Source organism: Ruegeria sp. P10, assembly GCF_056534925.1.
On record NZ_JBQERJ010000012.1, the window covers coordinates 43,117 to 54,582 of the forward strand.

Sequence of the window (11,466 nt, forward strand, 5' to 3'; positions counted from 1 at the left end):
ACCTGCCCGATTTGCGGTTAGCTTTCGGTCGAGAAAATGGAGCAGACATGACTTTCAACGACCTGATCGACCGCCGGGGCACCAACAGTTCAAAATGGGACAAGATGGAGATGCTGTATGGCGTCTCGCCCGAGGGCGGTCTGGCCATGTGGACGGCCGATTCCGATTACAAAACGGCACCCTGCGTGATCGAGGCCGTGCGCAAAGCCGCAGATCACGGCGTGTTCGGCTATTCATGGATGCACCAGGACTATCTGGCCTCGGTTCAATGGTGGATGAAAACCCGCCACGATTGGGAAATCGACACGGATTGGATTCTGACCACCCAGGGCTTGGGCAATGCAATCGCCCTGTCGCTGGATGTCTGGACCGATCCCGGTGATGGCATCGTGATCTTTACCCCCGTTTACCATGAGTTTGCCCACAAGGTGAACAAATCCGGCCGCCGGGTCGTGGAATGCCCTTTGGTGCGGGACGGGGAAAGTTACGGCCTGGATCTGGACGACGCCCAGTCCCGGTTGGACGGGTCCGAGAAGATGCTGCTGTGGTGTTCGCCGCAAAACCCGTCGGGTCGTGTCTGGACGCCCGACGAGTTGCAGGCCGTTGCTGCGTTTGCCGAACGGAACGGTTTGATCCTGGTATCGGACGAGATTCACCACGATCTGGTCTATCCCGGCGCCAAATTTGTGCCGATGGACGTGGCGGCCCCGGATGCACGCCCGTGGACCGTGACGCTGACTGCGGCGTCGAAGACCTTCAACATCGCCGGGCAGCGGACCGGCAACATGATCATTCCCGATCCCAAACTGCGCGCGGCCATGAAGCAACGGCTGCAAACATTGGATTACGATCCCGGCGCGTTGGGCGTGGCGATGATCACCGCCGCCTACAGCCCCGAAGGGGCCGAATGGGTAGATGCCCAGATCGCGCATCTGGAGGGAAACAGGCGTCTGTTCGATCAGACCATCACCGAGATTCCGGGGCTCTGGTCGATGCCCTTGCAGGCGACCTATCTGGCCTGGGTCGATTTCTCGGGCACCGGCATGGATCACGCCGAATTTGTCCGCCGATTGCGCGAGGACGCGCGGATCGCGACATCGTCAGGTCCGGGTTTCGGCACTGGAGGAGAAACGTTTGAACGGTTCAACCTCGCCACTCAACGGGCGCGGGTCGAGGAAGCTTGCCTGCGGCTGAAACGTGCTTTCGGGGATCTGCAATAAGTACGTGCTGGCCAGAGCTTGAAAGCCCTGCCCTGTTTTCACAGGTGCCGGTTGACTTGGTTGAGGCCGCTTTGGCCCGCGCGTGCCTGTCTTTAGGCTGGCACCGCTGGCTTTTGGCATCGACCAAACCCGGGCCAAATCGGAATACCGGTTGAAATTCGCCCCTAGTCGTCACGCCCCAGCAGGGCGATCGGCGCATCGGGCGCGCGGTAAAAGTCAAGCGGCGCGCTGTCATGGGCGGCCGTGCTGCGTTTGAATTCATACCGCATCTCACCGCCTTCATCCTCATCCGCGACGATGAGGCATTGATAGAGGTGGTTGGCCCCGTCAAAGATATCGACAAGCCCGCGCAGGCGCGGCGTGGTTTCCGCCTCAACCGTAAAACCGTCTTTCCACAATTTGAGTATTTTGTAGGTATTGTCGCCCATCTCCACCCGTAAACGGCTGGCTTTTTTCAATGTGGCGATTCGGGCCGCGTCCAACTCGGCGCGTATTTCCTTTGAAACATAGGTACTCATTAATCCGTTCCCCCGTGAATGACTTCTATTGTGCGGGACAAGTTGTAAAAATCCAGTGAACCACGTCACAGAAACACGATCCAGCCGAGGTTTGTTGCACAGAAATCCCGAACTCGACTGTGCGCGGATGCAGAGCATTTGCGCGGGCGCTCGCATAGGAAGATGCAAGCCCTGGCCCTATGTTTTTCGAAACGCACATGCGGAGGAAAAGACATGGGCCTGCTGGTCGACGGAAAATGGCACGATACCTGGTATGATACCAAGTCCACGGGCGGTGCATTCAAGCGCAGCGCAGCGCAGTTTCGCAATTGGTTGACAGCTGACGGCGAGGCGGGGCCATCAGGCAAAGGCGGGTTCAAAGCAGAACCCGGGCGCTATCACCTTTACGTCAGCTATGCCTGCCCCTGGGCCCATCGCACGCTGATTTTTCGCGAGTTGAAAGGGCTGAGCGATCTGATCTCGGTGTCGGTCGTGCATCCGGACATGCTGGATCAGGGTTGGACCTTTGAAACAGACGCTCACGGCGCGACGGGAGATGACCTTTACGGGCTGGGTTTTGCGCACCAGATCTATACCAAAGCCGATCCAGCCTATTCGGGGCGCGTGACCGTGCCGATCCTGTGGGACAAGCGGCAGGAAACCATTGTGTCGAACGAAAGCTCGGAAATCATCCGCATGTTCAATTCGGCCTTCAACGGGATCACCGGCAATACCGATGATTACTGGCCCGAAGCGATGCGCGATGAAATCGAAGAGGTCAACGCGCGCATCTATACAGACGTCAACAACGGCGTCTACAAGTCCGGCTTTGCCACTTCGCAAGCGGCCTATGACGCCGCCGTGGGCCCGTTGTTCGACACGCTGGACTGGTTGGAAGATCGTCTGGCCCGGAACCGTTACCTGATGGGGGATCGGATTACCGAGGCTGACTGGCGGCTGTTTACGACGCTGATCCGCTTTGATCCGGTCTATCATCTGCACTTCAAATGCAACAAGCGGCGCCTGATCGATTACCCGAACCTATGGGCCTATACGCGTGAACTGTACCAATGGCCCGGCGTGGCGCCCACGGTGAACATGAACCATATCGTGCGCCACTATCACTACAGCCATGACAGCATCAATCCACACCGGATCATTCCGGTTAACCCGGTGCTGGATTACACAGAACCGCACCACCGCGATCAGCGCCCTGCTGCGTAATGCTCGACCATCGCCGCCAGATCCTCTGGCGGTGTTTCGCTTTGCACATAAGCACAGGCGTTCGGGCTGTGGGCAAATATCGATCCATCCGAGAAGAAGGTGGTGTTGGTGACAAAGATCACCCGCGCCTGGGGGCGGCGATAGCTTGCGAAATCGGCCACAGCCAGTGCACTGCCAGTTTCCAGAACCAGATCCAGCACGATGATTTCGAAATCCGTGCCGTACAGCGCCAGAATGGCGGCTTCCTGCGTCTCGACCAGCGTGACCTCGGCGCCCTGCCGTTCCAGATGCCTTTTCCAGACCCGACCAAGGTCGGGATTACTCTCAACAATCAGAACTTTCATTTGCAACAACCTCGGCACTTGGTATGGTGAGTGGTGCCGACCCCCATGGTCCGTGATCTCGTTATTTCCTTAACAAAGTGTTAACAGCAGCCCCACAGGCCCGTGAACAGGCGGATTTGCTTGTGTAAGAGGCGAAAATCCGCTTGAAGCGGTCCAAAAGCGGTAATTTCTCGCAGAGAGAGCAGATGAGCACATTCGATGAAAGTCTGAATCCACGCGCGGTTCGTGACCACGGCGGCGGGTTGGACAAGGCAATTGTCAAATATGGTGGGCAACGCACCGACTGGATCGACCTGTCCACCGGCATCAATCCACATGCCTATCCCGTGTCCGGCCTGACGGCCGGGGATTGGGCCGAATTGCCGGATCACGGGGAGTTCGAACGGCTCAGCGATGCCGCGCGCCGGTTCTGGAACGTGCCGCAGCGTGCCGCGATCCTGCCCGCGCCCGGAGCGTCGGCGATCATCGCGCGTCTGCCGGCTCTGGCCGCGACGGGTACGGTACAGATCACGCCGCCCACCTATAACGAACACGCCGCCGCCTTTTCGGCGCAGGGGTGGAAGGTACGGCAAGACGGGCCCAGCGACGCCCGCGTGATCGTACATCCAAACAACCCGGACGGGCGTATCTGGCAGGAAAGCGACGTATCGGCACCACTTACCGTGATTGACGAAAGCTTTTGCGACGTCATGCCTGACAAGTCCCTGATCCATCTGGCAGACCGCCCCGGCGTGATCGTGCTGAAGAGTTTTGGCAAATTCTGGGGGCTGGCCGGGGTTAGGCTGGGGTTTGCCATCGGACGGCCGGATATGATCAGCCGGTTGAACGATCTGACCGGCCCTTGGTCGGTATCCGGTCCGGCCTTGCGGATCGGCACACAGGCTTTGATGGACAACCGTTGGGCGGAAGCCACGCATGCGCGTCTGGCTGACGAAGCCTCAAGGCTGGATGCGCTGGTCACGAGAAAAGGGGCCAAAGTGATCGGCGGCACCAGCCTGTTCCGACTTTATCAGGTCGACAACGCCGCCCATTGGCAAGGTCGTCTGGCACGGTCCCACATCTGGAGCCGCATCTTCCCCTATTCTGAAACCTATCTGCGCCTTGGGCTCCCGCCCGAGGATGGATGGAACAGGTTGGAGGCCGCCCTGTGAGCCCTGGCCTGATGCTGGTCTGTGCCATGTGTCTGGACGCAGCACTGGGGGAACCCGACTGGCTCTGGTCGCGCATCAGGCATCCGGCGGTGATGATCGGCAACCTGATCGGCTGGCTGGATACACGCTTGAACCACGGGGCCCTGCGCCGTTCAAAAGGGGTGGGTGTGCTTGTCCTGCTGGTTTGCGGCGCAGGGGCGCTTGGCTGGGGTTTGTCTCTGCTAGGGCCGGTGGTTGAAATCCTGGTCTGCGCGATCCTGTTGGCGCAAAAATCGTTGGTCACCCATGTGCGCGCCGTGGGCGAAGGGCTGATGGCCTCGCTGTCAGAGGGGCGGGCACGGGTGGCCATGATCGTCTCACGCGATACACGGGACATGACCGAGGCACAGGTGGCACGCTCGGCCATCGAAAGCGCCGCTGAAAACCTCAGCGACGGCGTCATCGCGCCTGCTTTCTGGTTTCTGATTGCCGGGTTGCCGGGGCTGCTGGTCTACAAGGCGGTGAACACGGCCGACAGCATGATCGGGTATCGCAATGAAACGTACCGCGCGTTTGGCTGGGCTTCGGCCCGGTTCGACGACCTGATGAACCTGATCCCGGCCCGCCTGACCTGCCTGATGATCGTGGCGCTGTCGGGCCAGTGGTCGCGCTGGCGCGAAATCGTGGCAGATGCGCACCGTCACATCTCGCCCAATGCGGGCTGGCCCGAGGCCGCCATGGCCCGCGCCTTGAAAGTCGCCCTGGCCGGGCCGCGCAGCTATGACGGCAAGGTGCGGGATCTGGCATGGGTCAATGGCAATGCTCAGCGCGAAATCGGAGCCTTGGACATTTTCCGCGCATGTCGCATGTTGTGGCGTGTTTGGGGGCTTGCGCTTGGGCTCGTGTCGGTGTCGGTTGGGATCGACCTGATTTACTGACGGACATTTGTCATGCGTTTTCTTTCCGGCCTGATCGCCGCCACCCTGTTTGCCCAACCTGCCCTGGCCCAATGTGGTGGCGGCTTCAATTCCTTTGTCAAAGGGCTAAAGGCCGAGGCCACGCAGCAAGGCTTTGACAAATCCACCGTGAACGCGTTTTTCAAAGGCGTGCAGCAGGACAGCGCCGTGCTGAAGGCCGATCGGGCGCAAGGGGTGTTTCAGAAACCCTTTATCGAGTTTTCCCGTCGTCTGATTTCGCAAAACCGGATCGAACGCGGGCAGGCGATGTCGCGCAAATACGACGCGGTGTTTGACCGGATCGAAAAGCAATACGGAATCTCACGCGGGGTGTTGCTGGCCTTCTGGGCGTTCGAGACCGATTACGGATCATTTCAGGGCGACTTCAACACCCGCAATGCGCTGGTGACGTTGGCCCATGACTGCCGTCGCCCCGACCTGTTCCGCCCTCAAATCTTCGCCGCCATCGAACTTTATCAGAATGGTGATTTCGACCCGGCCCGCACAACGGGCGCATGGGCCGGCGAAATCGGTATGGTCCAGATGCTGCCGCAGGACATTCTTGAAAACGGTGTCGATGGTGACGGCGACGGGCATGTCCGCCTGAAAACCTCGGCCCCCGATGCACTGATGTCTGGCGCCAAGATGCTGTCGCATCTGGGCTGGCGCGCAGGCGAACCGTGGCTGCAAGAGGTCACTGTGCCCGCGCAGATGGACTGGTCGCTGTCCGGCCCCGGCAAGCCCCGGTCGGTGGCCGATTGGCAGGCCATGGGCGTTCAGGCACGCAGCGGGTCGCTGGCAAACCTGCCTGCCTCGCTGATCCTGCCCCAAGGGCACCAGGGCCCGGCCTTTCTGGCCTATCCGAATTTCGACGTCTATTTCGAATGGAACCAGAGCTTTGTTTATGTATTGACCGCCGCCTATTTCGGGACACGTCTGGAAGGGGCACAGATCTATGATGCCGGCAATCCCGCACAGGGTCTGAACGGTGCACAGATGAAGCAGCTGCAAAGCAAGCTTCAGGCCAAGGGGTATGACGTTGGCAAGGTCGACGGGATCCTGGGCGCTGGCACGCGGGCGGCCGTGCAGGCGGAACAGAAGCGGCTTGGCCTGCCGGCCGATGCATGGCCGACAGTGGATCTGCTAAACCGGCTTTAGGCGGCAACCACGCTTACGCGACCCATTCCCGTTGCTGCGGAACACAGGGCGCAAAGGCGTGCGTCGTCACCGTGGCACCCTCGGTTTCGATTGCCGTGTTGGGCTGTATCTCGAGCCATCCCTCGTTGTTGGCATCCAATGGCTCGGACGAAATGATGATACCGTCTTTGCAGGCCTTGTAGTGCAAGCTGGGGGCAAACCGATCCGAGGCATAACGGGCCGCAAAAACCCGTTTGCCGTCCGACCAGCAGGCGGCAAACCGAAGATAGGGTGATGCTCCGCGGCGCCTGGAAAGGGCTTCGACCCGACCGACCGCACGGGCCATTGCACCCACAGGATCGGTGTCCAGCCCTTCGCCATGAGCGATGAGAAAGATCGCCTCGCTCTCGGTTGCGCCCATACGATGCTGGTACAGATGCGCCGGGATCATGGCGTCAAGCTCTTGCCGGATTCGTTCATGACCCCCGGCCTGACCGTTATGCATGAAACTCCACCTGCCGACGCCAAAGGGGTGACAGTTGTTGCGCGAGGTCGCCGTACCGGTCGAGGCCCGTACATGGGCCAGAAACAGCCGGGATTTCGTGTGATGCGCCAATTGCTTCAGATTGGCATCGGACCACGCCGGATGGGTGTCCTTGTAAAAACACGGCGTATCACGATCAGAATACCATGCCAGACCGAACCCATCCGCGTTTATCGGCGTTTTTCCGATCAATGCATTTCGGCTTTGAATGACAAGCGATTGTTCTTGCTCAAGGACCAGTTCGTCCAGGTATCGCTGCCGCCCAACCCAAGCCAAGAATCGGCACATTGCCTGTCTCCGTCCGTCAGTGAAAATTTTCGGGACAATACCACCTTGGTTATCAGATTTTCTCCCATACATTATCTGATTTTTCGGATTTCCCCTATCAAATGCGCAGAAACTGCAAGAACCTCAGATCAATTTCACTTACTACGCACCGGATACCGATCGCCTTTTTCGTCAATCAGGATCAACCTGTCCCCGTTGCGTACGTACAAATCGCATCGGCTGAACCCATTGCGGTAAGCGATGCACACGCTGCCATCATCGGCAATCGCGTAAGTTCCAAAGGCAGAATCTCCGCTTGCATATGTATAGGAATAGGCGCCCCCGGCCGAGAATTTGGCCTGTCCGTCGTCGAAAAAGGTCAGCGTCTGCCCCGCCAAAGCATCAAGCTCTGCGGCTGTAAGGGGCGTATCCCCGGTTTTGACGGGCCAGTCGGCTGCAAAGACAGGGCCGGCGGCGATGAGGGCGGGGATCAGAAAGCGCGTCATGCGCTCAGGTTAGCGCGATAAAGCCGCAATCGTCATAAATTTGCAGTGAGCGGTCAGGCGACCATCTGTTCGGCCTTCTTCAGATCGACCGAAACCAGCTGGCTGACGCCCTGTTCCTGCATGGTGACACCGAACAGGCGATCCATGCGCGCCATCGTCACCGCATGGTGAGTGATTATCAGGAACCGCGTGTCAGTTTGGCGGCACATCTCGTCCAGCAGATCACAGAAACGCGTCACGTTTGCATCATCTAGAGGCGCATCAACCTCGTCCAGCACGCAGATCGGAGCTGGATTGGCAAGGAAGACGCCGAAAATCAGCGCGGTCGCCGTCAGGGTCTGTTCTCCGCCCGACAGCAGGCTGAGAGTCGACAGTTTCTTGCCAGGCGGCTGGCACATGATCTCAAGGCCCGCATCCAGCGGGTCGTCACTTTCGACCATCACAAGATTGGCCTCGCCACCCCCAAATAGATGCTTGAACAGCATCGCAAAGTTTGAATTCACCTGTTCAAACGCAGTCAGCAACCGCTCGCGCCCTTCGCGGTTGAGGCTAGCGATCCCGCTGCGCAGCGCCTTGATTGCCTCTTCCAGATCGGCTTTTTCGCTGCTGAGCGTATCGAATTCTTCCTGAACTTCCTTGCTGTCTTCCTCGGCCCTCAGGTTCACGGCCCCCATCGCGTCGCGCTGACGTTTGTGACGGTTCACTTCGGATTCCAGAACGTCCGCAGCTGGCATCTGGTCGGGGTTCACGTCCAGCTGGTTCAGCAATTGGTTTGGGGTCAGTTGCTGATCCTCGGCAATCCGTTCGGCCGCCGCGACAACACTTTCCTTGGCCGCGTCACAACGCGCCTCGGCCGCGGCACGGCTTTCGCGCGCTTCTGATGCCAGACGCTCGGCCTCCCGTTCGGCCAAAACGATTTCACGATGCATAGCCTCGGCTTCGGCCAATTTGTCGGCGGCTTCGGCGCGCCGTGCTTCGGCGGCTTCGATCTGTTCGTTCAGCTCCTCACGCGCCTCGGCGATTTCGCCGGGCATGGCCATGGCCTCCGTCAGCTCTTCTTCCGAACTTTCCTTGCGCTCGGCAAGTTCGGAAATCCGCTTTTCAGCCGTTTCCAAACGGTGGCGCCACCCGCTGAGATCTTTCGCGACCTCCTGGGTGCGACGCGTGCGGGCGTCCCCCTCACGGCGCAGCTCGTCATGGGTCGAGCGGTGGGTCAGCATGGTGATCCGCGCCGCCTCGACCGTCTGCTTGATGTCTTCGACCTGCGCGCGGGCACTGTCCAGATCACCCAGACCGGCCAAAGCCGCTTCGGCCTCGCGCAGTTGCGCGCGGGCGGCCATGGCGTCGTCCTTGTGGCGGTCAACGGCGAGGGTCAGGGTTTCCAGCTTGCCCTGGGCCAGATTGCGGTCGGCCTCGGCCCGCGACAGTGCGCGCGCGGTTTCGGCCATGCGCTGATCAGCAGCACGGCGGGCCTCACGCGCGCGCCGGTCTGCTTCGGTCACGTCCGCCAATTGCTGTGACAGCGCCTCATGCGCGGCCCGGGCACCGTCAGCCTGTGCTTCGGCACGGGCAAGGTCCTGTTTCAGTGCTTCCAGCCTGTTGAGCTGCTCCAACCGCAGAGCAGCAGCACTTGGCGCGTCTTCGGCCCAGGCACGGAACCCGTCCCAGCGCCAAAGGTCGCCCGAGCGGGACACGAGCCGCTGGCCCGGCTTCAGCGATGCCTGCAACCGTCCGCCCTGATCCGCATCCACCAACCCGATCTGCGCAATGCGTCGGCTGAGACGATCGGGGCCCGATACATGAAGCGCCAGAGGCTCGGCCCCTTCAGGCAATGGCTGGTCGCTGTCATATCCAGCCACCTGCACCCAGCCGGATGGCCCGTCACCCTCGACCAGCGGCGCGCGAAGATCGTCGGCCAGAGCAGCACCCAAAGCCTTTTCATAGCCGGGTTCGACGCGCAGCAGGTCCAGCACCTGACCGCCTTCCGCCGTGTCGCGCTCCACCAGCTTGGCCAGCGCCGTGGTTTCGGCCCGGATCGCGCCCAGCTCGCCTTCTGCCTCGGACCGTCTTGCCCGGGCCTCGGCTTCGCGCGCCTGCGTTTCGTTGCGCAGTTCATCCGCCGCGGCAAGCGCCTCTTCGGCGGCTTCCACCGCTTCACGGGCTTCTTCTTCGCCCGATTGGGCGTCTTCAAACGCCTCGCTGGCGCGGATCAGGGCCGTCTTGGCCTCGTCCACGGCTTTCCGGGCTTCTTCCTCTTCACTCTCGGATCGGGCCAGTGTCTTGCGACTGTCTTCGACCAGACGCTGGGCGGACTGGTGCCGGGCGACAAGACGGGCCATATCCTCGGTTTGCTGCGACAGGTGGTCTTCGCGTTCCTGTAAGATCGAGGCTGCCTCGCGGGCGATTTCCGCCGCTTCGGCCACTTTCTCATCGTGACCTTCTGCTGCCTTGGCCAATTCGCGCGCTTCCCATTCCAGCCGTTCAATCATTTGTCCCGCATCGCGGTTCAGACCGGCTTCGCGTTCGATATCGTTGGCCAGCTGCTGAATCCGGTTGGTCAGCGTCTCGATCGTTTGACGGGCGCGGGTTTCCTGATCGGACAATTGATCGCGCTGCACCTGCTGGCGTTGCAGCACGGCGGCGGCAATGGCCTCCTCCTCGCGCAGAGGCGGCAGGGTTTCCTCGATCTCGGCACGTTTTGCGGCGGCGGCGCGGGCTTCGACCTCGGCACGGGAGGCTTCGGTGATCCGCTCACGGAGTTTTTCTTCGGCCTGCTGGCGGGCCATGTCGGCCTCTTTCCAACGTCGATAAAGCAGCATCCCCTCGGCCTGACGCAGCTGTTCGCCAATTTCACGATAGCGGGCCGCCTGACGGGCCTGACGCGCAAGCTGGGCCAGTTGTCCGCCCAACTGCTCCAGCACGTCATCGACGCGGGTCAGGTTGGCTTCGGTGCCTTTCAGCTTGAGCTCGGCCTCATGGCGACGCTGATACAGGCCCGAGATCCCGGCGGCCTCTTCCAGAATGCGCCGACGGGCACGCGGCTTGGCGTTGATCAGTTCGGCAATGCGGTTCTGCCCGACCAAAGCGGGCGAATGCGCACCGGTCGAAGCATCCGCAAACAACATCTGCACATCGCGCGCGCGCACATCCTTGCCGTTGGTCTTGTAGGCGCTGCCCACATCGCGGGTGATGCGGCGAACGATTTCGAGTTGATCGCTGTCGTTGAACCCTGACGGTGCCAGACGTTCCGAGTTGTCCATGGTCAGGACAACTTCGGCAAAGTTGCGCGCGGGTCGCGTGGCGGCCCCGGCAAAGATCACGTCTTCCATCGCGCCACCGCGCATGGATTTGGGGCGGTTTTCGCCCATCACCCAACGCAAAGCTTCCAGAAGGTTGGATTTGCCGCAACCATTCGGGCCCACCACACCGGTCAACCCGTCCGCGATGATCAAATCGGTCGGATCAACAAAGCTTTTGAAGCCGGTCAGTTTGAGCTTGCTGAAACGCAATGGCTGCGTGTCCCATGATTCCTGTGCATTGGAAGTCTGCGCAAGGGATGGGGTCCGAGTCAACGGAGTTGCGCAGGATATGGGATATCAGCCCGAGTTATCCACAACATCTTGCCGAAATACGCAAGAACG

At 60.5% G+C, this 11,466-nt stretch carries 10 protein-coding genes; 5 read left to right on the forward strand and 5 right to left on the reverse strand.

Translation table 11 applies throughout. From position 1 onward, the window contains the following. Positions 1-47 precede the first annotated feature (47 nt). On the forward strand, positions 48-1,220 hold the full coding sequence (locus tag ACR0FB_RS18185) for a MalY/PatB family protein (protein WP_480621559.1): 1,173 nt from the start codon (positions 48-50) through the stop codon (positions 1,218-1,220). Between the two features lie 164 nt (positions 1,221-1,384). Here ACR0FB_RS18185 and ACR0FB_RS18190 read toward each other — a convergent pair whose 3' ends face one another. Next, positions 1,385-1,738, reverse strand: a complete 354-nt coding sequence (locus ACR0FB_RS18190; protein ID WP_171169191.1) for a hypothetical protein — start codon at positions 1,736-1,738, stop codon at positions 1,385-1,387. A gap of 213 nt (positions 1,739-1,951) precedes the next feature. Between ACR0FB_RS18190 and ACR0FB_RS18195 the strand changes: the two genes are divergently transcribed. Then, a complete protein-coding gene (locus ACR0FB_RS18195) occupies positions 1,952-2,941 on the forward strand; it encodes a glutathione S-transferase family protein (protein WP_480621560.1) in 990 nt (329 codons plus the stop codon). On the opposite strand, the gene ACR0FB_RS18200 is transcribed toward ACR0FB_RS18195, so the two are convergent. Further along, positions 2,923-3,285 (reverse strand): response regulator transcription factor, encoded by a 363-nt coding sequence (locus ACR0FB_RS18200; protein WP_117869888.1) that lies wholly within the window; start codon positions 3,283-3,285, stop codon positions 2,923-2,925. The two genes, ACR0FB_RS18195 and ACR0FB_RS18200, sit on opposite strands and share 19 nt — an antisense overlap. 185 nt (positions 3,286-3,470) lie before the next feature. Between ACR0FB_RS18200 and cobD the strand changes: the two genes are divergently transcribed. The 3 genes from cobD to ACR0FB_RS18215 are packed head-to-tail and all read left to right on the forward strand — an operon-like array spanning position 3,471 to position 6,529. Next, positions 3,471-4,436 (forward strand): threonine-phosphate decarboxylase CobD, encoded by a 966-nt coding sequence (cobD, locus tag ACR0FB_RS18205; RefSeq protein WP_480621561.1) that lies wholly within the window; start codon positions 3,471-3,473, stop codon positions 4,434-4,436. After that, positions 4,433-5,353, forward strand: coding sequence for an adenosylcobinamide-phosphate synthase CbiB (gene cbiB, locus ACR0FB_RS18210; RefSeq protein WP_480621562.1), 921 nt, complete (start codon positions 4,433-4,435; stop codon positions 5,351-5,353). The genes cobD and cbiB overlap by 4 nt, the downstream gene beginning before the upstream one ends. Before the next feature lie 12 nt (positions 5,354-5,365). Continuing rightward, positions 5,366-6,529 carry a lytic murein transglycosylase gene (locus ACR0FB_RS18215; protein WP_171637596.1) on the forward strand — a complete coding sequence of 388 codons (1,164 nt, stop codon included), beginning with the start codon at positions 5,366-5,368 and terminating at the stop codon, positions 6,527-6,529. A 13-nt stretch (positions 6,530-6,542) separates the two neighbouring features. Here the strand turns inward: ACR0FB_RS18215 and ACR0FB_RS18220 are convergent, their stop codons facing one another. The 3 genes from ACR0FB_RS18220 to ACR0FB_RS18230 all read right to left on the reverse strand — a co-directional run bounded on the left by ACR0FB_RS18220 (position 6,543) and on the right by ACR0FB_RS18230 (position 11,334). Beyond that, positions 6,543-7,340, reverse strand: a complete 798-nt coding sequence (locus ACR0FB_RS18220; protein ID WP_209835282.1) for a class II glutamine amidotransferase — start codon at positions 7,338-7,340, stop codon at positions 6,543-6,545. 134 nt (positions 7,341-7,474) lie between these two features. After that, positions 7,475-7,825, reverse strand: coding sequence for a hypothetical protein (locus ACR0FB_RS18225; RefSeq protein ID WP_171637600.1), 351 nt, complete (start codon positions 7,823-7,825; stop codon positions 7,475-7,477). 53 nt (positions 7,826-7,878) lie between these two features. After that, positions 7,879-11,334 (reverse strand): chromosome segregation SMC family protein, encoded by a 3,456-nt coding sequence (locus ACR0FB_RS18230; protein WP_480621563.1) that lies wholly within the window; start codon positions 11,332-11,334, stop codon positions 7,879-7,881. Positions 11,335-11,466: the final 132 nt, after the last annotated feature.

Excerpts from the sequence above, each read along its gene's own strand:
- ACR0FB_RS18220 (WP_209835282.1), bottom strand. The coding sequence starts at position 7,340 with ATGTGCCGATTCTTGGCTTGGGTTGGGCGGCAGCGATACCTGGACGAA.
- ACR0FB_RS18185 (WP_480621559.1), top strand. The coding sequence starts at position 48 with ATGACTTTCAACGACCTGATCGACCGCCGGGGCACCAACAGTTCAAAA.
- ACR0FB_RS18195 (WP_480621560.1), top strand. The coding sequence starts at position 1,952 with ATGGGCCTGCTGGTCGACGGAAAATGGCACGATACCTGGTATGATACC.
- ACR0FB_RS18215 (WP_171637596.1), top strand. The coding sequence starts at position 5,366 with ATGCGTTTTCTTTCCGGCCTGATCGCCGCCACCCTGTTTGCCCAACCT.
- cobD (WP_480621561.1), top strand. The coding sequence starts at position 3,471 with ATGAGCACATTCGATGAAAGTCTGAATCCACGCGCGGTTCGTGACCAC.
- ACR0FB_RS18190 (WP_171169191.1), bottom strand. The coding sequence starts at position 1,738 with ATGAGTACCTATGTTTCAAAGGAAATACGCGCCGAGTTGGACGCGGCC.
- ACR0FB_RS18225 (WP_171637600.1), bottom strand. The coding sequence starts at position 7,825 with ATGACGCGCTTTCTGATCCCCGCCCTCATCGCCGCCGGCCCTGTCTTT.
- ACR0FB_RS18200 (WP_117869888.1), bottom strand. The coding sequence starts at position 3,285 with ATGAAAGTTCTGATTGTTGAGAGTAATCCCGACCTTGGTCGGGTCTGG.